This is a genomic window from Litorivita sp. NS0012-18 (assembly GCF_040371945.1).
GTDB lineage: Bacteria > Pseudomonadota > Alphaproteobacteria > Rhodobacterales > Rhodobacteraceae > Litorivita.
This window is the reverse complement of record NZ_BAABWS010000001.1, coordinates 1,247,019-1,269,365: the sequence shown is the minus strand read 5'-3', so window position 1 is coordinate 1,269,365 and position 22,347 is coordinate 1,247,019. Positions and strand designations below refer to the sequence as shown.

Below are 22,347 nucleotides of genomic sequence, written 5' to 3'. Positions count from 1 at the left end.
AAAGAGACCCGCGAATGGCATCTGCAGCAGAGCAAATGGCGGCCAACACAAGCTGGGCCGCGCTGAGCAAGGCGTCGGACCTGCGCCAGCGTATTTTCTTCACTCTCGGCCTTTTGATCGTTTACCGCCTTGGCACGTTTATTCCGGTTCCCGGAATCGACGGCGCGGCGCTGCGCGATTTTATGGAAGGTGCGGGCCAAGGGATCGGCGGCATTTTGACGATGTTCACCGGCGGTGCGCTTGGCCGGATGGGTATTTTTGCGCTCGGCATCATGCCCTATATCTCGGCCTCGATTATTGTGCAGCTTCTGGCCTCGATGGTGCCTGCGCTTGAGCAGCTCAAGAAAGAGGGCCAGCAGGGTCAGAAAAAGATCAACCAATACACGCGTTACGGCACGGTGGCCTTGGCCACGCTGCAAAGTTTTGGCTTGGCGGCCAGCCTTGAGGCGGGCGATCTGGTTACTGATCCGGGGCTGTATTTCCGCATTTCGTGCATGGTCACGCTTGTGGGCGGCACGATGTTCTTGATGTGGCTGGGCGAGCAGATCACCAACCGCGGCATCGGCAACGGCATCTCGTTGATCATCTTTGTCGGCATCATCGCCGAAGTCCCCGCCGCATTGGCGCAGTTCTTCTCGCAAGGGCGCAGCGGCGCGATCAGCCCCGTGATCATCCTTGGCGTGATTGTCATGGTGGTGGCGACCATCGCCTTTGTGGTGTTCATGGAGCGCGCCCTGCGCAAGGTCCATATCCAATACCCGCGCCGTCAGCAGGGCATGAAAGTCTATGAAGGCGGCTCGTCGCATTTGCCGGTCAAGGTCAACCCCGCTGGCGTGATCCCCGCGATCTTTGCCTCGGCGCTTTTGCTTTTGCCGACCACCATCAGCACCTTCTCGGGCAGCCAAACCGGCCCGATCATGAGCACGATCCTTGCCTATTTCGGACCGGGACAACCGCTTTACCTGCTGTTCTTCGTCGCGATGATTGTCTTTTTTGCCTATTTCTACACGTTCAACGTGGCCTTCAAGCCCGATGACGTGGCCGAAAACCTGAAGAATCAAAACGGCAACGTGCCTGGCATTCGTCCTGGCAAGAAGACGGCGGAGTATCTGGAATACGTTGTGACGCGGATTTTGGTGGTCGGATCGGCCTACCTTGCGGCAGTTTGTCTCCTTCCGGAGATTGTCCGTAGCCAATTCACAATCCCTTTCTATTTTGGCGGCACCTCGGTTCTGATTGTGGTCTCTGTGACGATGGATACGATCCAGCAAGTCCAGAGCCATCTGCTGGCACACCAGTACGAAGGGCTGATTGAAAAATCGCAGCTGCGCGGTAAAGGGAAGAAGCGCAGCAAAAGAAAAGGGACGCAACGCAGATGAACATTATCCTCCTCGGCCCGCCCGGCGCCGGTAAAGGCACGCAGGCTCGCCATCTGGTCGAGACCCGCAACATGATCCAGCTTTCGACCGGCGACATGCTGCGCGAAGCCAAGGACAGCGGCACCGAAATGGGCAAGGTTGTCGCGGACGTGATGGCGCGCGGCGATCTGGTGACCGACGAGATCGTGATCGGCCTGATCCGCGAGAAGCTCGAAGGCGACAAGGCAGGCGGCTTCATCTTTGACGGCTTCCCGCGCACATTGGCGCAGGCGGATGCCTTGGCCAAATTGCTCGACGCCACGGGCGAGACATTGGACGCGGTCGTCGAATTGCGCGTGCGTGACGAGGCTCTGGTCGCGCGTATCGTTGGCCGCTCGACCTGTGGCACTTGCGGCGAGGTCTATCACGACGAGACCAAGCCGATCCCTGCCGATGGAAAATGCACCAACTGCGGCGGCACCGAGTTCAAGCGCCGCGCCGACGATAATGAGGAAAGCCTCAAGAACCGTCTGATGGAATATTACAAAAAGACCTCGCCATTGCTGGGCTATTACTACGCCAAGGGCTTGCTCAAGCGGGTTGATGGTCTGGCGGCGATGGAAGTTGTGCAGGCCGCGATCAAGGCCGAGCTGGACAAGTAATCGGTCCGAACAGATCGAAAAACGGCCTTCCTTGCGGGGGCCGTTTTTACTTTGAGAGGGGCGGGCGGCTCTGAGGGCTTGACGGCCCTCGAAAATCCCAATACGCACCCCTATCTCGAAAGAGTAAACGATTCTCGCGCGGGTCGCCCCCGCTTGGGAATATATCACCTGATCAGCTCTGGCCCGACGGTTTATCGCCTCGGGCCTGCGTTGTGAAAAAAGGTTCTGGAGCTACGGAACCGCAACGAAAGGAAGAGACACGTGGCACGTATTGCCGGCGTTAACATCCCGACCCACAAACGGGTCCCGATCGCCCTCACTTATATCACTGGTATTGGCCCCGCATCGGCCAAAGCAATCTGCGAAGCCGTTGGCATCGACGCGGCCCGCCGCGTGAACGAATTGTCCGACGCCGAGGTCCTCTCGGTGCGCGAACATATCGACGCCAACTACACTGTCGAAGGCGATCTTCGCCGCGAAGTGCAGATGAACATCAAACGCTTGATGGACCTTGGTTGCTACCGCGGTCTTCGTCACCGCCGTAACCTGCCGGTTCGCGGTCAGCGTACCCACACCAACGCTCGCACTCGCAAAGGCCCCGCAAAGGCCATTGCCGGTAAGAAGAAATAAGGGGGGCTGATTAGATGGCACGCGAAAAGACACGCGCTAAGAAAAAAGAGCGCAAGAATATCGCTGCGGGCGTGGCTCACGTCAACAGCTCGTTCAACAACACCAAAATCCTCATCTCGGATGTGCAAGGCAACGCGATCTCGTGGTCGTCGGCTGGCACGATGGGCTTCAAAGGCTCGCGTAAATCGACGCCTTATGCCGCGCAGATGGCTGCAGAGGACGCAGGTAAAAAAGCACAAGATCACGGCGTGAAAACGCTTGAAGTCGAAGTGCAAGGCCCCGGTTCGGGCCGTGAAAGCGCCCTGCGCGCCTTGGCTGCAATCGGTTTCAACATCACTTCGATCCGTGATGTGACCCCGATGGCGCATAACGGTTGCCGTCCGCCGAAGCGCCGCCGCGTCTAAGTATTCGTTTATTGGTTGGGGCTGCGCATTTTAGCGCGGCCCCAATCCGTCATTTTTAACCTCGGGCGTCTGCCGCCTTCGGACATGAGGCACAGACAGGAATGGAGGGACACATGATCCATAAGAATTGGGCTGAACTGATCAAGCCGACACAGCTTGACGTGAAACCAGGCAATGAGCCTGCGCGCCAAGCCACCGTTGTTGCCGAACCGCTGGAACGCGGTTTTGGTCTGACCCTCGGGAACGCGCTGCGCCGCGTTTTGATGTCGAGCCTGCAAGGCGCCGCCATCACATCGGTCCAGATCGATAACGTGCTGCACGAGTTTTCCTCGGTTGCGGGCGTGCGCGAAGATGTCACCGACATCATTTTGAACCTCAAAGGCGTGGCCCTGCGCATGGAAGTCGAAGGCCCCAAGCGCCTGTCGATCAATGCCAAAGGTCCGGGTGTTGTTACCGCGGGTGACATCTCCGAAAGCAACGGCATCGAAGTTCTCAACAAAGAGCATGTGATTTGCCACCTCGACGATGGCGCCGATCTGTTTATCGAGCTGACCGTCAACACCGGCAAAGGCTATGTCGCTGCCGAGAAGAACAAGCCCGAAGATGCGCCCATCGGCCTCATTCCGATCGACGCGATCTATTCGCCGGTCAAGAAAGTGTCCTATGACGTGCAACCGACCCGCGAAGGTCAGGTGCTTGATTATGACAAATTGACCATGAAGGTCGAAACCGACGGCTCGATCACGCCCGATGACGCCGTGGCCTTCGCCGCGCGTATCTTGCAAGACCAGCTGTCGATCTTCGTGAACTTCGAAGAGCCCGAATCCGCCACCCGCGCGGACGAGGACGATGGCCTCGAATTCAACCCGCTGCTGCTCAAGAAAGTGGACGAGTTGGAATTGTCGGTGCGGTCTGCGAACTGCCTCAAGAACGACAACATCGTCTATATCGGGGATCTCATCCAGAAGACCGAAGCAGAAATGCTGCGCACGCCGAACTTTGGCCGCAAGTCGCTCAACGAGATCAAGGAAGTGCTTTCGGGCATGGGCCTGCACCTCGGCATGGATGTCGAAGACTGGCCGCCAGAGAACATCGAAGATCTGGCGAAGAAATTCGAAGACCAGTTCTAAAGATTTCGGGGGCGGCGTAATCCGCCCCCAAATGCCCGCATATGGCGGGGAAAACATGGGCATGTTGCCCCAAGGAGATCGACCCCCACGCAGGGTCGGCCAGACAAAGCAAATAGCCCAAACGGGCAGATACGAAGGAATAGACACATGCGTCACGCAAAAGGTTACCGCCGCCTGAACCGCACCCACGAGCACCGCAAGGCGCTTTGGGCAAACATGGCCGGCTCGCTCATCGAGCATGAGCAAATCAAAACCACCCTGCCGAAAGCCAAAGAGCTTCGCCGCATCATCGAGAAGCTTGTGACACTGGGCAAGCGCGGCGATCTGCACGCCCGCCGTCAGGCCCGCGCACAGCTCAAGCAAGACCAGTATGTTGCGAAACTGTTCGACATCCTCGGCCCGCGCTACAAGGACCGCCAAGGTGGTTATGTGCGCGTTCTCAAAGCCGGGTTCCGTTACGGTGACATGGCGCCGATGGCGATCATCGAATTCGTCGACCGCGATGTGGCCGCGAAAGGCGCAGGCGACAAAGCCCGCGTTGCAGCAGCCGAAGAAGCGCTCGCAGAAGAGTAAACCTCGCGCGCAAGCGTTCGAGTGAATTGGCCCCTGCCGTCTTTGACGGCGGGGGCTTTTTTAGTTGGGGAGGCAGGGCGCTCATGGGCGCAGGCCAAGCCGCCCGCGCCGCAGATGCCGAGCATAGATCAGCCGCGCCACCACATTGGCATAGCCCCAGTTCAAGATCGGAAATACCAGTGGCCATCGACCGATCTTGGCCAATCTGCGATAGCGCGGCATTTGGTTCCAGAGCACCAAGAACGCATCAAAGCCGATGTGCAGCCGCCCGTCGTGGATCACGTGCAAGAGGCGCGCGGCGTCATCCGCGCTTACCCCCCATTGCGAAAGATCGACGGTATTGAGATCGTCAAACGCCAAGGGAAGCGCGTTGTCCCTAGAGTAGGCGGCATAGCTGCACATCTCGGAATTGCAAATCGGGCAATCCGCGTTGTAGAGCGCCCGCGTGCGCGGCATCTGGGTCATTTCGCTCTCCTCTTTATCTCTGTAGCTAAAGAAATAACGGCGTCGGCATTTGGTCAATCATTCAAGGTCGTTGATTTTGCGCCCTCAAGGCGAGGCGGGAGGCGCTTGCGTTATGTAGGCGACTTGCAATCGGGCGCCAGCCTGCTCATATCTTGGGCCAAGCTTACGGAAGGTTCCCTAATGCGCCGTTCATTTTCTGCGCCTGTGCTCATCAAGACCCTTGTTGCCGCAGTTGCGGCATGGACGATCGCAACCGCGCCCGCCGCCGCCGAAACCCGCGTCCCGACCTCGCAGATGGAAATCTCCTTGGGGTTTGTCCCTTTGGTGAAACAGGCCGCGCCTGCGGTCGTGAACATTTACGCCAAACGCGTGGTGCAGGGGCGTGTCAGCCCGTTTCGCTCCGACCCGTTTTTCGGCAATATGTTCCGTGATTTCGGCAGCGCCCGCCCGCGGGTTCAAAACTCGCTCGGCTCGGGCGTGATTTTGTCGGGCGACGGTATCGTTGTGTCGAACTACCATGTCGTCGGCGGTGCCACGGACATTCGAGTGGTGCTCAACGATCGCCGCGAATATGCCGCAACGGTGCTGTTGTCCGATGAGCAAAGCGATCTGGCGATCTTGCAGCTGCAAGGCGGGGCGCAGATGCCGCATCTTGATCTGCGCGACAGCGAAAGCGTCGAGGTCGGGGAATTGGTGCTGGCGATCGGCAACCCCTTCGGCGTCGGGCAGACGGTGAGCAGCGGCATTGTCTCGGGGCTTGCGCGCTCTGGTGCGGCCTCGGGGCAGGGGCGCGGCTATTTCATCCAGACCGATGCGCCGATCAATCCGGGCAATTCCGGCGGTGCGCTGATTGACGTCAACGGGCGGCTGATCGGGATCAACACGTCGATCCTGACCCGTTCGGGCGGATCGAACGGCATCGGTTTTGCCATTCCTTCGGCGCTGGTGGCGCAGTTTGTCGATCAGGCCCGCGCGGGCAATTCCGTGTTCGAGCGGCCATGGGCGGGGATTGTCGGGCAACCGGTCGATGCGGATATGGCGGGCGGGCTTGGCCTGTCGCTGCCCAGCGGGGTCGCGGTGGCCGATCTGCATGTTCTGAGCCCCATTGGCGCCGCTGGCGTCGTGGTTGGTGATGTGATCACCGAAGTGGACGGCGCGCCGGTCAACACCCCCGCCGAGATGCTCTATCGGATGTCGGTGGCCGGTTTGGGCGGCACGGCGGCGATGACGGTGTTTCATGACGGCGTGGAGCGGGCGGTCGACGTGGCACTGACCAAAGCGCCGGACAGTCCCGCGCGCGATCCGCGCCGTTTGGGGCGCGGGATGGTGTTCGAAGGGCTTGAAGTGGTGACGATCAATCCGGCGGTCATCGCCGAATTCAACCTTCCGATGCGGGCCTCCGGCGTATTGGTGACGGGCGCGGGCGCGGGAGGCGGGCGCGCCGGATTGCAGCGCGGCGATGTCTTGCTCGCGGTAAACGGCACCGAGATCGCCACCTCCGCACAGGCCGAAGCGGCGCTGCGCGCAGCAGGGCGCAAGCTGCGCCTTGAGGTGCTGCGCGGCGGGCGGCGGATTTCAATGCGGCTGCGGTTCTGATGGCCGATCTGTTTTCATCGGGTGCGGATGCGGTCGGGGCCAGCGCGCAAGGCAAAGGCCCGCGCCCTTTGGCCGACCGTTTGCGTCCGAAAACCTTGGCCGAGGTGATCGGGCAGTCACAGGTTTTGGGCCCGCAAGCCCCATTGGGCGTGATGCTCGGATCGGGAAGTTTGAGCTCGTTGATCTTTTGGGGGCCGCCGGGGGTGGGGAAAACCACAATCGCGCGGCTCTTGGCCGATGAAACCGACCTGCATTTCGTGCAAATCTCGGCGATTTTCACCGGCATGCCGGAACTGCGCAAGGTGTTCGAGGCGGCCAAAATGCGCCGCACCAACGGGCAGGGGACGCTGCTGTTTGTCGACGAAATCCACCGTTTCAACAAGGCGCAGCAGGACGGGTTTTTGCCGCATATGGAAGACGGCACGATCCTGTTGGTGGGAGCCACCACGGAAAACCCGAGCTTCGAGTTGAACGCCGCTGTGCTCAGCCGTGCGCAGGTGTTGGTGTTGGAGCGTCTATCGAGTGGCGAATTGGAGCAGATGGTCGCGCGGGCCGAGGCGGAGATCGGCCGCGATTTGCCGCTTGATCGCGAGGCGCGCGCGGCGCTGCTCGATATGGCCGATGGTGACGGGCGCGCTTTGCTCAATCTGGTTGAACAGGTGGCGGCGTGGAAGGTGGATGCGCCTTTGGGGCGCGAGGCATTGTCCGAACGGCTGATGCGGCGGGCGGCGAAATACGACAAATCCGGCGAGGAGCATTACAACCTCATCTCGGCGCTGCATAAATCGGTGCGCGGTTCGGACCCCGATGCGGCGCTTTATTGGTATGCGCGAATGCTCGAGGGCGGCGAGGACCCGCGGTTTTTGGCCCGACGTTTGACGCGGATGGCGGTCGAGGACATCGCCTTGGCCGACCCGCAGGCACAGGGCATTTGCCTTCAGGCGTGGGAAGCATACGAGCGGCTCGGCTCGCCCGAGGGCGAATTGGCCTTGGCGCAGGCGGTGATCTACCTCGCGCTCGCGCCGAAAACCAACGCTGGTTACATGGCCTATAATGCGGCGCGCAGATTGGCCAAGCAAAGCGGGTCCGAGCCGCCGCCCAAACATATCCGCAACGCCCCGACCAAGTTGATGAAAGAGCAAGGCTACGGCGAAGGATATGCCTATGACCATGCCGCCGAAGACGGGTTTTCGGGGCAAAACTATTTCCCTGACGGGATGGAGCGACCAGAGCTATATGCGCCCGTCGAGCGCGGTTTCGAACGCGATCTCAAAAAGCGCATGGAGTATTTCGCGCGTTTGCGGGCCGAGCGCAGCAAATAGCCCGAGGCGGCGCGAAGGGGCCGAGCAAAACTTGACATTCTGCGCCTGCACGGCCAGAGGATGGCCCATGTTACCGGTTTTGCTACAGGTCGCCTTGGGTGGCGCGATTGGCGCTTCATTGCGTTATCTGACCAATGTCGGCGCGATGCGCGTGATGGGGGCGGGTTTCCCTTGGGGGACGATGACGGTGAATGTTGTCGGCTCGTTTCTGATGGGCATTATCGTGCTTTACCTCGCGCAAAAGGGGGGCACGCGGTTTGCGCCGTTCTTGATGACCGGTCTGTTGGGCGGCTATACGACGTTTTCGGCGTTCTCCTTGGACGCTTTGACGATTTTCGAGCGCGGACAGGCCGGTCTTGCGGCGCTTTATGTGGGGGCTTCGGTGGCCCTGTCTTTGGCTGCGATTGCGGTCGCCTTTTTCCTGATGCGGGGGATTTTCCAATGAGCGGTGTTCAAACACAGGTGGTCGCTCCCGATGATACGGATCAACGGCTCGACCGGTGGCTGCGGCGCATGTATCCGCATGTCAGCCAAGGCCGCATCGAAAAGATGTGCCGCAAGGGCGAGCTGCGCGTTGATGGCGGGCGGGTCAAGGCCAACACGCGGTTGGAAGCGGGCCAAAAGGTGCGCATTCCGCCGCTGCCTTCGGTGGCCGAGGCCAAATCGGCCAGCGCCGGAAAAATCACCGAAGCCGATGCCAAAATGATCCGCAACTGCGTGATCTACCGCGACGATGATGTGATCGTTCTCAACAAACCGCCTGGGTTGGCGGTGCAGGGCGGGTCGGGCATGACGCGCCATGTGGACGGTTTGGCCGAGGCGCTGCGATTCGGGCTTGAGGACAAGCCGCGGCTTGTCCACCGGATCGACAAGGACACTTCGGGTGTTTTGGTTTTGGCGCGTACGCGTCTGGCCGCCAAGGCCCTGACCGCCGCCTTCCGGCACCGCGAGACGCGCAAGCTTTATTGGGCTGCCGTTGCGGGCGTGCCGACACCGCGCATGGGCACGATCAAATACGGCCTTGTCAAAGCGCCGGGTCACGGGGCCAAGGGCGAGGGCGAGAAGATGCATTGCATCCATCCGCGCGAGGTCGACAAAACCGAAGGCGCCAAACGCGCCCATAGCGATTATGCGGTGATGGATGTGGCGGGCAAACGCACCGCATGGGTGGCGCTTGTGCCGATCACTGGCCGCACCCATCAATTGCGCGCCCATATGGCCGAGATTGGCCATCCGATCATTGGCGATGGCAAATATGGCGGTTCGGGGCAGGAAAACCTTGGCGATGGTTGGGGCGCGCAACTGGGCGGCGAGGTCAGCCGCAAGCTGCATCTGCACGCGCGGTCGTTGAAGATCGAACACCCGACCACCAAGAACATCCTGCATATCACCGCGCCTTTGCCCGAGCATATGAGGCGGACATGGGACGTGTTGCAATGGGATGAGAAAGAGCAACCCGAAGACCCATTTGAGGACTTTGAATGAGCGGCGATTTGCGGCTGATCATCTTTGATGTTGATGGCACCTTGGTGGACAGTCAGGGCGACATTCTGGCGGCGATGGGCTTTGCTTTCGAGCGCGCCCAGATGCCCGCCCCCGCCCGCGAGGCGATATTGTCCATTGTCGGCCTGTCCTTGCCGGAGGCTTTTGCGCGGCTCGCCCCGCAGTTGGATGGCGCGCTACGTGCGCAAATGGTGGAGTGGTATAAGGATGCCTATGTCTCCTTGCGCGCGCAGATCGGCGCGGCGCAAAGCAGCCCGTTTTATCCCCACGCCCATGAGGTTTTGAAAACGCTGGCTGCGGTGCCTGAGAACCTACTGGCGGTGGCGACGGGAAAATCGCGCCGCGGGCTCGACAAATTGCTCGATGGGCATGGGCTGACCGGATTTTTCATAAACGAGCAGGTCAGCGACCATCACCCGTCAAAACCGAATCCGTCGATGTTGCTCGCGGCCCTGTCCGAAACCGGCGTTGCGGCGGCAAATGCGGTGATGATTGGCGATACATCCTATGACATGGAAATGGCCGCTGCGGCGGGGATTGCGGGCATCGGGGTGAGCTGGGGCTACCATCCGCGCGAATCGCTCGGGGCGGCCAGATTGGTCGTGGATGATTTTCGCGCCCTGCCAGAGGCAATCATGACGGTTTTGGAGGCATAAATGAGCGAGTGGAAAGCGAAACGGTTTTGGAGCGAAGTCGCCTGTGAGGCGACGAAAAACGGGTTCGAAATCCGGCTTGATGCGCGGTGCGTAAAGACCCCTGCAAAGACGCCGTTGGTGGTGCCGACGCGCGCCATGGCGGAGGCGATTGCAGCGGAATGGGACGCCGTGGAAACCGTCATTAACCCCGAAGTCATGCCGGTGACCCGCTCGGCGAATGCGGCGATTGACAAGGTCGCGGTGCAGCACGGTGAGGTGGCAGAGATGCTTGCCGCTTACGGGGATGCCGATCTTTTGTGCTACCGCGCGAGTTCGCCACAAGAATTGGTCCGCCTTCAGGCCGAAAGATGGGGTCCGCTACTGGATTGGGCGGAAGCGACATTTGGAGTCCGGCTTGCGACGCGCGCAGGGGTGATTCACGCCCCGCAAGCGCCAAGCGCGTTGGCGCCGCTGACCGCGCGGGTGCATGGATTCTCGCCTTTTGAACTGGCGGCTTTCCATGATCTGGTCAGCCTGTCCGGCTCCCTCATCTTGGGGTTTGCGGCCGCTGAGGGGCCATATGAGGTGGATGCCATATGGGAGTTGTCGCGGCTTGACGAAGCGTGGCAAGAGGCGCAATGGGGCCGCGATGATGAGGCCCATGAGATGGCGCAAATCAAGCGCGCCGCCTTTGTGCACGCAAAGCGGTTTTTCGATATGGCCCGAGACATATCTTGAGCGGATATGTGATTGTTAACGCCAAGGAAACATAGCTTGGATGTGATCATTTTTTGTGTTGCCGCCCTTGACGGGTCGTGATGTTTGCGCCCACACTCTTGATCACTGACGGGGACTACCCTCGTTTCAGACTAATCCCCCGGTCCTGCGAGGGCCGGAAGAACCGCCTCGAAAAAGGGGCGGAAAATCAGGAAGAGGTAAACATGAAAAAATCCGTATTTCTTGGCGCATTGACTGTCGCGGGCCTTGCCGCCGGCGCAGCGGCTGCCGGCACGCTGGACGACGTGAAAGCACGCGGCAAATTGAACTGCGGCGTTACCACCGGTCTGGTCGGCTTTGCTGCGCCCGACGCGAATGGCGAATGGGAAGGCTTCGATGTTGGCCTCTGCCGCGCCGTTGCTGCCGCTGTTTTGGGTGATCCCAAAGCGGTTGAATTCGTCCCCACGACCGGCAAAACGCGCTTTACCGCGCTGGCCTCGGGCGAAGTCGACATGCTTGCGCGTAACACCACTTGGACCTTCTCGCGCGATGTCGATCTCAAGTTCGATTTCGTCGGCGTGAACTACTATGACGGCCAAGGCTTTATGGTTCCGAAATCTCTGGGCGTAAGCTCGGCCAAGGAACTCGACGGCGCAACCGTTTGTATCCAGACCGGCACCACAACCGAGCTGAACCTTGCCGACTTCTTCCGCAAGAACAACATCAGCTACGAGCCGGTTCCGATCGAAACCAATGCCGAAGGCCAGACCCAATATCTCGCCGGTGCGTGTGATACCTACACCACCGATGCATCGGGTCTTGCGGCGACACGCGCCAGCTTTGAAAACCCTGCCGATCACGTTGTTTTGCCCGAAATCGTATCGAAAGAGCCGCTCGGCCCGCTCGTGCGTCACGGCGACAGCGAATGGGGCGATGTGGTCCGTTGGACCCTCAATGCTCTGGTCGCAGCGGAAGAAATGGGTATCACCTCGGCCAATATTGGCGAGCTGTCGGCTGCTGCGGGTAACAACCCCGAAGTGAACCGTATCCTCGGCACCGAAGGCAATCTGGGTGAAATGCTCGGTCTGTCTGCTGATTGGGCCAAGAACGCCATCATGGCGGGTGGCAACTTTGGTGAGTTGTTCGAAAAGAACATCGGCGAGAACACTCCGATCGGTCTGTCGCGTGGTTTGAACGCACAGTGGACCGATGGCGGCCTGATGTATTCGCCGCCCTTCCGCTAAACGCATCTTGAAGGGCGCGGCCGCAACGCCGCGCCCTTCTATCTATGCCATGTAGGGGCCTGATCCTACGCAATTGACGAACCACAATCGGCCAGCGGGCGCTCTTGCGTCTGTAAAAAAATCAACAGGCCGAGGTACGGGGAACATTTCAGATGACAACATCCGTCGACCCTCACGAGGGGACGTTCAAGCTATCCATGCTGATCTATGATACGCGTTATCGGTCGATCACCATTCAGATCGTGGCGCTGATCGCATTTTTGAGCTTCTTCGGCTGGCTGCTCAGCAACACGATGACAAACCTTGCGACGTTGGGCAAAGAGCCCAGTTTCGGGTTTATGAGCGAGCCTGCGGGCTATGACATCAACCAGCGCCTGATCGAATATAACTCGCAATCCTCGCACCTTCGGGCGGCCTTTGTGGGCTTGCTCAATACGCTTTTGGTGGCGGTGATGGGGTGCCTGACGGCGACCGTTGTCGGCGTGTTGGTGGGCGTGTTGCGCCTGTCCAAAAACTGGATGGTTGCCAAGTTGATGACCGTCTATGTGGAGGCCTTCCGCAACGTGCCGGTTTTGATGTGGATCGTTCTGGCCATGGCGGTTTTGATCGAATCGCTGCCCGCACCGAACAAATTCCGCGGCACCGATCCCGAAGCGACGATGAAGCTGTTCGACAGCGTGGCGATTACCAATCGCGGCGTTTACATCCCCGAGCCGCTCTTTAGCAACAGCTTGGGCAATATCAGTTTCGGCAGCGCCTTTGACGTCAGCATCGATCTGCTCGCGATCATTGCCGTGCTCTTGGCAGGGGTTTGGGGCGCGCGCAAAATTCGCCAACGCGCCGACCGTATCCAAGAAGCAACCGGCGTGCGTCCGGTGACGTGGTGGGCGCGGCTCGCCGCTGTGTTCGTGCCGCTGATCGCTCTTTTGATCGTGCTGGGCTTCCACCTTGGTTATCCGGTTCTCAAAGGGTTCAACTTCCAAGGCGGCACCTATATGCGCAACTCGCTGATCGCGCTTTGGCTGGCCTTGTCGCTCTATACGGCGGCGTTCATCGCCGAGATTGTGCGCGCAGGGATTTTGGCGATCGCCAAAGGTCAGACCGAGGCGGCTTCGGCCTTGGGGCTGCGCAGCAACCGGATCATGAGCCTTGTGATCTTGCCGCAAGCCATGCGGATCATCATTCCGCCGCTGATTTCGCAATATCTGAACCTGACCAAAAACTCCTCTTTGGCCATTGCTGTTGGTTACATGGATATCACGGGCACGCTCATGGGTATCACACTCAACCAAACCGGCCGTGAGCTTGAGACGGTTTTGCTTGGCATGTTGGTCTACCTCGTGATTTCGCTGAGCATCTCTGCGCTGATGAACTGGTACAACAACCGAATGAAATTGGTGGAGAGATAAGATGAGCAATACGCATGCTGATACGGTTCTCTATGTGCGCGAGACCATGTTGCCACAACAGACCCCGCCGTCGACATCGGTCGGCGCGGTGGGTTGGGCCCGCGAAAATCTTTTCTCGGGCTGGTTCAATACGGTTCTGACCCTCGCGTCCTTGGTCTTTATCTATTTCCTGCTGGCAGGGCTTTTGCCTTGGCTCACCGCGCCCACATGGGGGGCGGCGTCACTGACCGAATGCCGCGAAATCCTCGCCGCCGAAGGGATCGGCGGGCATGGCGGCGCGTGCTGGGGGGTGATCTCCGAGCGTTGGAAGCAATTGCTCTTTGGCTTCTATCCGGCCGAAGAATACTGGCGGCCGATCTTGGCGCTGATCTTGCTTTTTGTAGCGATCTCGCCGGTTCTGTTCGCCGATTTCGTTTCGTCCAAATTGTTGTGGTTTACGGGCCTCTTTCCCTTCATCGCGGTATGGCTGCTTTGGGGCGGGTCGCTTTGGTATCCAGCCATGGCGCTGGCCGGTTTCGTGATCGGTGCCGCAGCTTTGAGCTTTGGGGGCAAGGTTGGCGGTGCCATCATTGGGGCGATTTCCGGCGTTCTTGTCGCGATCGTCTGGTGGCTCTTTATTGCCTCTGATCTGGCATCGCTCCTGTCGTCGGTTGTCGCGCTGGAATTGCCAGCAGTCCAATCGCGCGAGTTTGGCGGCTTCTTGCTGGCGATCCTTTTGGGAGTTACGGCGATCCTTGGCTCGCTGCCCTTGGGGATCATCCTCGCGCTCGGGCGCCGGTCGGACCTGATTTTGGTGAAATCGCTTTGCGTGGGTTTCATCGAATTCATTCGCGGCGTTCCGCTCATCACGCTGTTGTTCGTGGCCTCGACGCTGCTCAACATCTTCCTGCCGCCTGGCACGAATTTCGACATCATCTTGCGTGTGATGATCATGATGACCCTCTTTGCCGCGGCCTATATGGCCGAGGTGATCCGCGGCGGCCTTGCGGCCTTGCCGACCGGACAATACGAGGCAGCGGATGCTTTGGGTCTTGATTACTGGAAAGCGCAGCGGCTCATCATTATGCCGCAGGCGCTCAAAATCTCGATCCCCGGGATCGTGTCGACCTTTATCGGCGTGTTCAAAGACACCACGCTGGTGTCGATCATCTCGCTGTTTGACCCTCTGGGGTTGACCAATGCGATCCGCGCCGACGGGGCGTGGACCGGTATCTATTGGGAATTGTTCATCTTCGTCGGAGTTGTGTTCTTTATCTTCTGCTTCTCCATGTCCCGTTATTCCATGTATCTGGAGCGCAAGCTTCAGACTGGCCATCATTAAACAAGGGAGATCGCTATGTCTGATCTTGCAACATCGCGCGAAATCGACCGCACAAAGATGCAGGTGTCCGATGAGGTCGCCATCGAAATCGCCAATATGAACAAATGGTATGGCACGTTCCATGTGCTGCGCGACATCAACCTGACGGTGAATCGCGGCGAGCGGATTGTGATTGCGGGGCCTTCGGGCTCCGGTAAATCCACGCTGATCCGCTGTATCAACCGTCTCGAAGAACACCAGCAGGGGCGGATTATCGTGGACGGGACCGAATTGACTTCGGACTTGAAAAACATCGATAAAATCCGCTCCGAGGTCGGAATGTGCTTTCAGCATTTCAACCTCTTCCCGCATCTGACGATCTTGGAAAACTGCACCTTGGCGCCGATTTGGGTGCGCAAAACGCCCAAGAAGGAAGCCATCGAAACCGCGATGCATTTCCTTGAAAAGGTGAAAATCCCCGATCAGGCCAACAAATACCCCGGTCAGCTTTCGGGCGGGCAACAACAGCGTGTGGCCATCGCGCGCTCCTTGTGCATGAAGCCGCGCATCATGCTCTTTGACGAGCCGACCTCGGCGCTTGATCCCGAGATGATCAAGGAAGTGCTTGATACGATGATCGAATTGGCCGAAGAGGGCATGACCATGCTTTGCGTGACCCATGAGATGGGCTTTGCACGGCAGGTTGCCAACCGCGTGATCTTTATGGATCAGGGCCAGATCGTGGAGCAAAACGAACCCGAAGAGTTCTTCAACAATCCGCAAAGCGAGCGCACGAAATTGTTCCTCAGCCAGATTCTCGGTCACTGAGCACGGATTGCGCCCAATTCAAAAGGCCCCGCTGGAAACGGCGGGGCTTTTTTACGTTTGGGGTGTCACGTTTGGGTCAGGTCTGCGGGGATGCGAAAATCGAGCGCCTCGGCGCGGGCGAATTGCAAATCGCGCCAGTCGTCAATCGCGACCTCGGTGACAAGGGTCGCGCAGGTCGGATAATCGGCAAAGCGCGGGTGCGGAACGGGCGTTCGCAGCAGCCGGTGCGCGAAATCCCCGATACCTGGATTATGGGCAATGACGGCCAGCGTCGTCGCGCCTGCACCATGGGTCTGGATGTGCTGCAAGATGCGGTCGCTGCTGGCATTATAGAGCGTGGGCAGCGCGATCTGTGCGCAGCCCAGAGCCAGCCGTTCAAAGGTCTCTTGCGTGCGGGCTGCATCCGACACCAATGCCAGATCGGGCCTGTAGCCTTGCGCCTCAAGCCATTCTCCGATGGCTGCCGCGCCCGCTTGGCCGCGCGCATTCAGAACCCGCGCGTGATCCTCTAGCAGTGGATCGTCCCAGCTCGATTTGGCATGGCGTATGATCAGCAAGCGCTTCATTTGCGGCGAAACGGCAAAAGCAAAGACCAGCCAAGCCGATTGGGCCGCTCGTCTTGCCATTGCAGCCCGATGATCATCGCGTCATGGCCCTTTGCGGGCTGGGCGATGTAGGTCCCGAACATCCGGTCCCATATCGACAGAGAGAAGCCATAGTTGCTGTCGTGTTCGCTGCGCTTGTCGGAATGATGGACGCGGTGCATGTCCGGCGTTACCAGCACGCGGCGCAGGATCGCATCAAGCGCCAAAGGCAGGCGGATATTCGCATGGTTGAACATCGCAGTGCCGTTGAGGATGATTTCAAACAGGAAAATCGCCAAAGCGGATGGCCCGAGCAGATAGACCAAACCGATTTTGAGCGCCATGGAGAAGGCAATCTCGACAGGGTGAAAGCGGATGGCGGTGCTGACGTCGATATCGCGGTCGGCGTGATGGACACGGTGAAACCGCCACAAAAACGGCACCTTATGGGTGACCAGATGCTGCGCCCAGATGGCGAAATCGAAGAACAGCACGGCGACGAGCGTCTCGGCCCAGATCGGGCCGTCGATCCGGTTGAGCAGGCCATAGCCTTGATTGGAGGCGTCGATTGCGGCGCCAACGGCGAGCAGAGGCACCGCGATCGCAACGAGGCGCAAGGTCAAGGTGTCGGCAATCGAGATCGCCCAATTGGTCACCCACCTCTTTGATTGCGGCGCGCGGCGCTTGCGGCGTGGAAGCAGGGCTTCGAGCGCCGCGAAGAGCGCAAACAGGCCGAAAAAAACCGTCAGGCGAATGAGAGTTTCGTTTTCCATAGCGCGAGGTTAGGCCTTTTGCGGCGCGGCGCAACACACATATACGATATGCTATGTGAAATCAGCCGCGGATAAGCGAGCCCGCGCCATGTTCGGTATAAAGCTCGAGCAACGCGGCATTGGGCGCGCGCCCGTCCAAAATGACCACGGCGCGAACCCCGCCCTCAATGGCCATCAAGGCGGTTTCAGTTTTCGGGATCATCCCGCCCGCAATGGTGCCATCTGCGGTCATCTCGCGGATCTGATCGGCGCTCAGCTCGGTCAAAACCTCGCCATTCTTGTTCTTGACCCCGGCCACATCGGTGAGCAATAGCAGGCGGTCGGCCTTGAGTGCGGCGGCAATTGCCCCCGCAGCCGTGTCGCCGTTGATGTTAAAGGTCTCGCCGTCCTTGCCAAAACCCAAGGGCGCGATCACGGGGATGATCTCATCGCGAAACAGCGAATGGATGATCCGCGGGTCGATCTTGACCGGATTGCCGACAAGCCCCAGCGCCGGATTCGCGGTCTCGCATTCGATCAGATTGGCATCCTTGCCCGACAGGCCGATGGCGCGGCCGCCCTGTTCGTTGATCGCTTGAACGATGCGTTTGTTCACACGGCCGGACAGAACCATTTCGACCACTTCCATTGTGGCTTCGTTCGTCACTCGCTTGCCGTTCACAAACTCGGATTTCACCCCCAATTTGTCGAGCATCTCGTTGATCATCGGGCCGCCGCCATGCACGATCACAGGGTTCACCCCGACTTGGCGCATCAAGACGATGTCGCGGGCGAAAGTTTCCATCGCTTCATCGTCGCCCATCGCATGGCCGCCAAATTTGATGACGACAATCGCTTCGTCATAGCGTTGTAAGTACGGCAAAGCTTGGCTGAGCGTTTGGGCGGTGGCGATCCAGTCGCGGTTCATATCTTGCTTCTTCATGATGATCCCTCTTGCGGTCATTTATCGAAGATGCGGCGCACCAGCGCAAGCAGATTAGAGTAGCGCGCGCTGCGGGGCCTGCGGCAGCGGTGCAACATATGCACAGATCGCGGCGGCGGGCGGAACCGGCGCATTCTCGCCGCGCGGGGCGGTCCCCTCGGCCAGTTTTGGCCGAGGCTCGCACACTCACGGTTTCGTGGGGTTCATCTATGCAACCCGATACCTATGTGAGGCGTTGAGGATACGAAGACCGCGCAATGCGGTCCAACTCAATGCAGGGCCAATGGCCTGTAAGAAAAGGAATAAAACATGTATCGCAAGATGATCCTGACCGCTTCCGCCGCCGCTATGACCGCCGCTTTTGCGGGCGCGCCCGCCTTCGCAGGTAACGTCGCGCAGGCCCCCGCTGATCCGGTTCTGGCCCCTGTTGTGCCCGTCGTGGCATCGACGGATTGGACCGGTGGCTATGCGGGTGTGCAGCTTGGCTACGGCGATGTCGACAATGCCGGCACGTCGGGCGACGGCGTGGTTGGCGGCGCTTTTGTCGGTTACAACTATGATTTCGGCAACTACGTGCTGGGCGGCGAATTCGATGCGAGCGCATCGGACATCTCGGTCGGCGGCATCGACGTGGACTCGGTTTACCGCTTGAAGCTGCGCGCGGGTTATGACGCTGGTCCGGCCCTGATCTACGCGGTTGCGGGCGGTGCAAATGTGCAAACCTCCGCAGGTGATGACAGCGGCTATGTCGCCGGCTTGGGTGTCGACTACAAAGTCACCGACCGCGTGACTGTGGGTGGTGAATACCTTTACCACAACTTCGACAGCTTTGCAGGCACAGGCGCGAGCGCTGATTTCAACACATTCTCGGCGCGTGTGGCTTATAATTTCTAAGCGATCTCAGCCTTTAGAGTATCATACACAGCAAAAGGGCCGCGTCATGCGGCCCTTTTCGCGTCTGCCAGTGGCGGTGTTATTCCAGCGTCGCGATGGTGGCGCGCAGGGTTTCGATCCCGTCGCCTTTCTCGGATGAGGTGAGGATCAATTCGGGATAGGCCGCAGGGTGTTTGGCCAGACGGCTGCGCACTTGGGCCAGCATCGGATCGCGGTCCTTGTCCTTGATCTTGTCGGCCTTGGTCAAAATGCATTGAAACGTCACGGCAGAGCTGTCGAGCAGCGACATGATTTCCTCGTCCACAGGTTTGACCCCGTGGCGGGCATCGACGAGCACAAAGGCACGGCGCAGGTTCGGGCGCCCCGACAGGTAGCGTTTGAGCAGCCTTTGCCATTTTTCCACCACAGCCAAGGGCGCATTCGCATAACCATAGCCCGGAAGGTCGACGAGATAGCGTTCGGTGCCATTGTCCGGCACGCCGAGTTCGAAAAAGTTGATCTCTTGCGTGCGCCCCGGAGTATTGGAGGCTCGCGCCAAGGCTTTGCGACCTGTCAGGGCATTGATCAGGCTGGATTTGCCGACATTCGAGCGCCCCGCGAAACAGACTTCGATACGGTCGGCGGGCGGCATGCCGTCCATGGCGACAACACCTTTGAGGAAGTCGCAGGGTCCCGCAAAAAGCAAGCGTCCGCGCTCCTTGGTGGGGGCGTCGGGCTCGTCGGCCAAAGGGAAGGGCAATTGTGTCATGTCAAAATCTCTACTTCATCGCCGCGTGCGATATCTCCGCTGCGGATGACTTTGGCATAAACGCCAAGGTCTTGGTGGCCATATGCGGCATTGAGCGCGGCCAAAGTGTCGCCGCCGTCCTTGCCGGTGTCGGGATCGGCGGTGGTGGCGACGCAGCGTGTGATGCGCGCGCAGACTTCCAACTCGGCCCCGCCGATCCGCAGGCGTTTGCCGACCAAATCGAATTCGGCGAAAGGCTCTAGCCCGCTCAGCCAGAGATTGGCGCGCCAGCGCAGCCGCGAAATCGGGCGCGCCATCACGGCCGACAAGGCCTCGATGGAGGCGGTGCCGATCAGAGCCAGATAGGGTTCGGGCCAATCGCCAAATCCGGCATCGCGGCGGGTTAGTTGCGCCGCGGCGGGGCGGTTTTGCGGCCAAAGCGGCAAGGTCCAAGCGGCCAGATCGGCGCTGGGTTTGGCCAGATGGCCTGACAGGTCTAGCGTCAGATCTGGGCGCTCTGGGTGGCTGAGCGTCATCGCGCCGCTGGCCGCATCAAAACGGGCTTTGACGGCCATCAACGGGCCCGAGGCCGCGCCGCGCAGGAAGTTGCGCTTGTGCCTCCAACCTGCCTCGTCGGCGGGGGCGGCGGCCTCGTGCAGCAATCCCCAGACGCGGTCGAACGGCAAAGCGCGCCCCTTTGTAAGGGACGCGCCGCTGACTTCTTCCACACCGATGGATTTGATCGGGTGCCGGTAGATATGTGCCAGTTCGATCATTTGACCTCGGGCTTTTTGCGGCTGAAGCTTTGTTTGATGTTGCCAAAGACATCGGGCTTATACCCGTGGTGGCGCATGATCAGATATTGCTGCGTGAAGGTGATCGTGTTGTTCGCGATCCAGTAGATCACTAGGCCGGAGGCAAAGCCGCCGAGCATGAACATGAACACCCAAGGCATCCAGCCAAAGATTTGAGCCTGCACCGGATCGGTGGGGGCAGGGTTGAGCTTTTGCTGCACCCACATGGAAATCCCCAGCAAGATCGGCAAGACGCCCAAAGAGATGATTGCCAAAAGCGATTCCGGCGCAGGGGCCGCGAAGGGCAAGAGGCCAAAGAGGTTCAGGATCGAGCTGGGATCAGGCGCGGAGAGATCGCGGATCCAGCCGTAGAAGGGCGCGTGCCGCAATTCGAGGGTGACGAAGATCACCTTGTAGAGCGAGAAGAAGATCGGGATCTGCATCAGGATCGGCAAACAGCCTGCCGCCGGATTGACCTTTTCCTTCTTGTAGAGCGCCATCATCTCTTGTTGCAGCTTGGCCTTGTCATCGCCCGCATCCTTTTTGAGCTTTTCAAGCTGCGGCTGCAGTTCCTTCATCTTCGCCATCGAGGCATAGGATTTATAGGCCAGCGGAAAGAGCAACGCCTTGAGCAGCAAGGTCAGGGCGATGATCGCAAGGCCCATATTGCCGAGCACGCCGTTCAACCAGTGCAGAACCGCGAAAATCGGTTTGGTCAGGAAGAAGAACCAACCCCAATCGATGCTGTCGAGGAATTTGGTCACGCCATCGCGGTTTTGGTAATTGCGGATGGTTTCCCATTCTTTCGCACCGGCGAAAAGCTTCATCGCGCTGGTCGCGGTTGCGCCGGCGCCGACTTCGAGACGCGGTAATACGGCCTGCGTTTGATAGATGTCGGAGGCTTGGCTGTAGATCGCGGCGGTCGAGAAGGGGCCATCGGTGGCGGGAATCAGCGTGGTCATCCAGTAATGATCGGTAAAACCGGTCCAGCCGCTTTCGCTGACTTGCGTCACCTCATTATAAACGCCGACATAATTGTTATCGGCGGGGAAGTCGGTGAAATCCTTGTAGGAGGCTTCGGTCAATGTGCCATCGGCCATGGCGACAAGGCCTTCGTGCAGAATGAAGAATTTCTTGAGGTTGTCGGGCAGACCGTGGCGCACCAACATGCCATAGGGCGACAGAGCGACGCTTTCGCCGCTGTCATTGGTGACGCTTTGCTCGGCCGAGAACATGTAATCTTCGTCGATCGAGAGCGTCACGCGAAAGGTCAAACCTTTGGCATTTGTCCAAGCGATTGTGATCGGGGTGCTTTCGGTCAATGTGTCGCCGTTTTCAAGGCTCCACAGGGTTTTTGCCCCGGGCACGTCTTCGGCGGCGAGGTTCTGACCTGCGGCCCAACCAAAGAAGGCGTAATAGGCGCCGTCATGGCCGCGCGGGGTCAGCAGGGATACGATCTCGCTGCCTGTGTCCAAAGTGTCGCGGTAATCTTTGAGCGCCAGTTCATCGATGTAGCCGCCCAAAAGCGACAGGGAGCCTTTGACACGCGATGTTTCAATCGCAACGCGGGGCGCATTGGCGAAATCCAGATCCGCCGCTTGAGCCGATGCAGCAGGGGCCGCGGTCGTCCGAGCGCTCGATGCGGCGCCGGTGATGGGGGCGGCGCCTTCGACTTGCGCGGTCGCTGCGGGAGCGGCGTCGGGGGTGACGGGGGCTTCGGGGGGCGGGAAGAGCACGAACCAGATCAGGATCACAGCAAAGCTGAGCGCGCTTGCAAGGATTAGGTTCTTGTTCTGATCATCCATATCGGAAGGCATCCCCGTGCATTAATTTGGTCACGCCGGTTCAACAGAGTGCAGGTCCAAAGGTCAAGCGGA

Annotated in this window: 24 protein-coding genes; 17 read left to right on the top strand and 7 right to left on the bottom strand. The window is 59.5% G+C overall.

The features are described from left to right. Positions 1-14 precede the first annotated feature (14 nt). The 6 genes from secY (at position 15) to rplQ (ending at position 4,757) form a co-directional block, all read left to right on the top strand. Positions 15-1,379 (top strand): preprotein translocase subunit SecY, encoded by a 1,365-nt coding sequence (secY, locus tag ABWV64_RS06095; RefSeq protein ID WP_353343376.1) that lies wholly within the window; start codon positions 15-17, stop codon positions 1,377-1,379. Beyond that, a complete protein-coding gene (locus tag ABWV64_RS06090) occupies positions 1,376-2,020 on the top strand; it encodes an adenylate kinase (RefSeq protein WP_353343375.1) in 645 nt (214 codons plus the stop codon). The genes secY and ABWV64_RS06090 overlap by 4 nt, the downstream gene beginning before the upstream one ends. A gap of 261 nt (positions 2,021-2,281) precedes the next feature. Next, positions 2,282-2,650: a 30S ribosomal protein S13 gene (gene rpsM, locus ABWV64_RS06085; RefSeq protein WP_353343374.1), complete on the top strand. Its 369-nt coding sequence runs from the start codon at positions 2,282-2,284 to the stop codon at positions 2,648-2,650. 14 nt (positions 2,651-2,664) lie between these two features. Further along, a complete protein-coding gene (gene rpsK / locus ABWV64_RS06080; RefSeq protein ID WP_353343373.1) occupies positions 2,665-3,054 on the top strand; it encodes a 30S ribosomal protein S11 in 390 nt (129 codons plus the stop codon). Positions 3,055-3,167: 113 nt separating this feature from the next. Continuing rightward, positions 3,168-4,184, top strand: coding sequence for a DNA-directed RNA polymerase subunit alpha (locus tag ABWV64_RS06075; protein WP_353343372.1), 1,017 nt, complete (start codon positions 3,168-3,170; stop codon positions 4,182-4,184). 147 nt (positions 4,185-4,331) lie between these two features. Continuing rightward, positions 4,332-4,757 carry a 50S ribosomal protein L17 gene (gene rplQ, locus ABWV64_RS06070; protein WP_353343371.1) on the top strand — a complete coding sequence of 142 codons (426 nt, stop codon included), beginning with the start codon at positions 4,332-4,334 and terminating at the stop codon, positions 4,755-4,757. Between the two features lie 81 nt (positions 4,758-4,838). Here the strand turns inward: rplQ and ABWV64_RS06065 are convergent, their stop codons facing one another. Beyond that, positions 4,839-5,222 carry a thiol-disulfide oxidoreductase DCC family protein gene (locus tag ABWV64_RS06065; RefSeq protein ID WP_353343370.1) on the bottom strand — a complete coding sequence of 128 codons (384 nt, stop codon included), beginning with the start codon at positions 5,220-5,222 and terminating at the stop codon, positions 4,839-4,841. A 180-nt stretch (positions 5,223-5,402) separates the two neighbouring features. Between ABWV64_RS06065 and ABWV64_RS06060 the strand changes: the two genes are divergently transcribed. The 10 genes from ABWV64_RS06060 to ABWV64_RS06015 all read left to right on the top strand — a co-directional run bounded on the left by ABWV64_RS06060 (position 5,403) and on the right by ABWV64_RS06015 (position 15,776). After that, on the top strand, positions 5,403-6,818 hold the full coding sequence (locus tag ABWV64_RS06060; protein WP_353343369.1) for a trypsin-like peptidase domain-containing protein: 1,416 nt from the start codon (positions 5,403-5,405) through the stop codon (positions 6,816-6,818). Beyond that, a complete protein-coding gene (locus tag ABWV64_RS06055) occupies positions 6,818-8,140 on the top strand; it encodes a replication-associated recombination protein A (protein WP_353343368.1) in 1,323 nt (440 codons plus the stop codon). The genes ABWV64_RS06060 and ABWV64_RS06055 overlap by 1 nt, the downstream gene beginning before the upstream one ends. A 67-nt stretch (positions 8,141-8,207) precedes the next feature. Further along, on the top strand, positions 8,208-8,585 hold the full coding sequence (gene crcB, locus ABWV64_RS06050; protein WP_353343367.1) for a fluoride efflux transporter CrcB: 378 nt from the start codon (positions 8,208-8,210) through the stop codon (positions 8,583-8,585). Next, entirely contained in the window at positions 8,582-9,625 is a 1,044-nt protein-coding gene (locus tag ABWV64_RS06045; protein ID WP_353343366.1) for an RluA family pseudouridine synthase, read from the top strand. Before crcB ends, ABWV64_RS06045 begins: the two co-directional genes overlap by 4 nt. Then, entirely contained in the window at positions 9,622-10,299 is a 678-nt protein-coding gene (locus tag ABWV64_RS06040; protein ID WP_353343365.1) for an HAD-IA family hydrolase, read from the top strand. The genes ABWV64_RS06045 and ABWV64_RS06040 overlap by 4 nt, the downstream gene beginning before the upstream one ends. Further along, positions 10,300-11,016 (top strand): ATP12 family chaperone protein, encoded by a 717-nt coding sequence (locus ABWV64_RS06035; RefSeq protein ID WP_353343364.1) that lies wholly within the window; start codon positions 10,300-10,302, stop codon positions 11,014-11,016. Between the two features lie 203 nt (positions 11,017-11,219). Continuing rightward, positions 11,220-12,239, top strand: coding sequence for an amino acid ABC transporter substrate-binding protein (locus ABWV64_RS06030; protein ID WP_353343363.1), 1,020 nt, complete (start codon positions 11,220-11,222; stop codon positions 12,237-12,239). A gap of 152 nt (positions 12,240-12,391) precedes the next feature. Next, positions 12,392-13,648, top strand: coding sequence for an amino acid ABC transporter permease (locus ABWV64_RS06025; protein WP_353343362.1), 1,257 nt, complete (start codon positions 12,392-12,394; stop codon positions 13,646-13,648). A gap of 1 nt (position 13,649) precedes the next feature. After that, positions 13,650-14,969, top strand: coding sequence for an amino acid ABC transporter permease (locus ABWV64_RS06020; protein WP_353343361.1), 1,320 nt, complete (start codon positions 13,650-13,652; stop codon positions 14,967-14,969). A gap of 15 nt (positions 14,970-14,984) precedes the next feature. Beyond that, positions 14,985-15,776 (top strand): amino acid ABC transporter ATP-binding protein, encoded by a 792-nt coding sequence (locus ABWV64_RS06015; RefSeq protein ID WP_353343360.1) that lies wholly within the window; start codon positions 14,985-14,987, stop codon positions 15,774-15,776. Between the two features lie 65 nt (positions 15,777-15,841). Here the strand turns inward: ABWV64_RS06015 and ABWV64_RS06010 are convergent, their stop codons facing one another. The 3 genes from ABWV64_RS06010 to argB all read right to left on the bottom strand — a co-directional run bounded on the left by ABWV64_RS06010 (position 15,842) and on the right by argB (position 18,055). Next, positions 15,842-16,333, bottom strand: a complete 492-nt coding sequence (locus ABWV64_RS06010; protein ID WP_502902620.1) for a SixA phosphatase family protein — start codon at positions 16,331-16,333, stop codon at positions 15,842-15,844. Between the two features lie 5 nt (positions 16,334-16,338). Beyond that, positions 16,339-17,133, bottom strand: a complete 795-nt coding sequence (locus ABWV64_RS06005; RefSeq protein ID WP_353343358.1) for a sterol desaturase family protein — start codon at positions 17,131-17,133, stop codon at positions 16,339-16,341. A 61-nt stretch (positions 17,134-17,194) separates the two neighbouring features. Further along, entirely contained in the window at positions 17,195-18,055 is an 861-nt protein-coding gene (argB, locus tag ABWV64_RS06000; protein ID WP_353343357.1) for an acetylglutamate kinase, read from the bottom strand. A gap of 309 nt (positions 18,056-18,364) precedes the next feature. Here argB and ABWV64_RS05995 point away from each other — a divergent pair, with 309 nt between their 5' ends. Further along, positions 18,365-18,949, top strand: a complete 585-nt coding sequence (locus tag ABWV64_RS05995; protein WP_353343356.1) for an outer membrane protein — start codon at positions 18,365-18,367, stop codon at positions 18,947-18,949. A gap of 79 nt (positions 18,950-19,028) precedes the next feature. Here ABWV64_RS05995 and yihA read toward each other — a convergent pair whose 3' ends face one another. Genes yihA through yidC form a run of 3 tightly spaced genes read right to left on the bottom strand, consistent with a single transcriptional unit; the run spans position 19,029 to position 22,275 of the window. Continuing rightward, a complete protein-coding gene (yihA, locus tag ABWV64_RS05990) occupies positions 19,029-19,697 on the bottom strand; it encodes a ribosome biogenesis GTP-binding protein YihA/YsxC (RefSeq protein ID WP_353343355.1) in 669 nt (222 codons plus the stop codon). Then, positions 19,694-20,452: an MOSC domain-containing protein gene (locus tag ABWV64_RS05985; protein WP_353343354.1), complete on the bottom strand. Its 759-nt coding sequence runs from the start codon at positions 20,450-20,452 to the stop codon at positions 19,694-19,696. The genes yihA and ABWV64_RS05985 overlap by 4 nt, the downstream gene beginning before the upstream one ends. Then, positions 20,449-22,275 (bottom strand): membrane protein insertase YidC, encoded by a 1,827-nt coding sequence (gene yidC, locus ABWV64_RS05980; protein ID WP_353343353.1) that lies wholly within the window; start codon positions 22,273-22,275, stop codon positions 20,449-20,451. Before yidC ends, ABWV64_RS05985 begins: the two co-directional genes overlap by 4 nt. Positions 22,276-22,347: the final 72 nt, after the last annotated feature.

Excerpts from the sequence above, each read along its gene's own strand:
- ABWV64_RS06030 (WP_353343363.1), top strand. The coding sequence starts at position 11,220 with ATGAAAAAATCCGTATTTCTTGGCGCATTGACTGTCGCGGGCCTTGCC.
- yidC (WP_353343353.1), bottom strand. The coding sequence starts at position 22,275 with ATGGATGATCAGAACAAGAACCTAATCCTTGCAAGCGCGCTCAGCTTT.
- rplQ (WP_353343371.1), top strand. The coding sequence starts at position 4,332 with ATGCGTCACGCAAAAGGTTACCGCCGCCTGAACCGCACCCACGAGCAC.
- ABWV64_RS06035 (WP_353343364.1), top strand. The coding sequence starts at position 10,300 with ATGAGCGAGTGGAAAGCGAAACGGTTTTGGAGCGAAGTCGCCTGTGAG.
- ABWV64_RS06015 (WP_353343360.1), top strand. The coding sequence starts at position 14,985 with ATGTCTGATCTTGCAACATCGCGCGAAATCGACCGCACAAAGATGCAG.
- argB (WP_353343357.1), bottom strand. The coding sequence starts at position 18,055 with ATGAAGAAGCAAGATATGAACCGCGACTGGATCGCCACCGCCCAAACG.
- yihA (WP_353343355.1), bottom strand. The coding sequence starts at position 19,697 with ATGACACAATTGCCCTTCCCTTTGGCCGACGAGCCCGACGCCCCCACC.
- ABWV64_RS06090 (WP_353343375.1), top strand. The coding sequence starts at position 1,376 with ATGAACATTATCCTCCTCGGCCCGCCCGGCGCCGGTAAAGGCACGCAG.
- secY (WP_353343376.1), top strand. The coding sequence starts at position 15 with ATGGCATCTGCAGCAGAGCAAATGGCGGCCAACACAAGCTGGGCCGCG.
- crcB (WP_353343367.1), top strand. The coding sequence starts at position 8,208 with ATGTTACCGGTTTTGCTACAGGTCGCCTTGGGTGGCGCGATTGGCGCT.
- rpsK (WP_353343373.1), top strand. The coding sequence starts at position 2,665 with ATGGCACGCGAAAAGACACGCGCTAAGAAAAAAGAGCGCAAGAATATC.
- ABWV64_RS06045 (WP_353343366.1), top strand. The coding sequence starts at position 8,582 with ATGAGCGGTGTTCAAACACAGGTGGTCGCTCCCGATGATACGGATCAA.
- ABWV64_RS06055 (WP_353343368.1), top strand. The coding sequence starts at position 6,818 with ATGGCCGATCTGTTTTCATCGGGTGCGGATGCGGTCGGGGCCAGCGCG.
- ABWV64_RS05995 (WP_353343356.1), top strand. The coding sequence starts at position 18,365 with ATGTATCGCAAGATGATCCTGACCGCTTCCGCCGCCGCTATGACCGCC.
- ABWV64_RS06025 (WP_353343362.1), top strand. The coding sequence starts at position 12,392 with ATGACAACATCCGTCGACCCTCACGAGGGGACGTTCAAGCTATCCATG.
- ABWV64_RS05985 (WP_353343354.1), bottom strand. The coding sequence starts at position 20,452 with ATGATCGAACTGGCACATATCTACCGGCACCCGATCAAATCCATCGGT.
- ABWV64_RS06040 (WP_353343365.1), top strand. The coding sequence starts at position 9,622 with ATGAGCGGCGATTTGCGGCTGATCATCTTTGATGTTGATGGCACCTTG.
- ABWV64_RS06005 (WP_353343358.1), bottom strand. The coding sequence starts at position 17,133 with ATGGAAAACGAAACTCTCATTCGCCTGACGGTTTTTTTCGGCCTGTTT.
- ABWV64_RS06075 (WP_353343372.1), top strand. The coding sequence starts at position 3,168 with ATGATCCATAAGAATTGGGCTGAACTGATCAAGCCGACACAGCTTGAC.
- ABWV64_RS06065 (WP_353343370.1), bottom strand. The coding sequence starts at position 5,222 with ATGACCCAGATGCCGCGCACGCGGGCGCTCTACAACGCGGATTGCCCG.
- ABWV64_RS06060 (WP_353343369.1), top strand. The coding sequence starts at position 5,403 with ATGCGCCGTTCATTTTCTGCGCCTGTGCTCATCAAGACCCTTGTTGCC.
- ABWV64_RS06020 (WP_353343361.1), top strand. The coding sequence starts at position 13,650 with ATGAGCAATACGCATGCTGATACGGTTCTCTATGTGCGCGAGACCATG.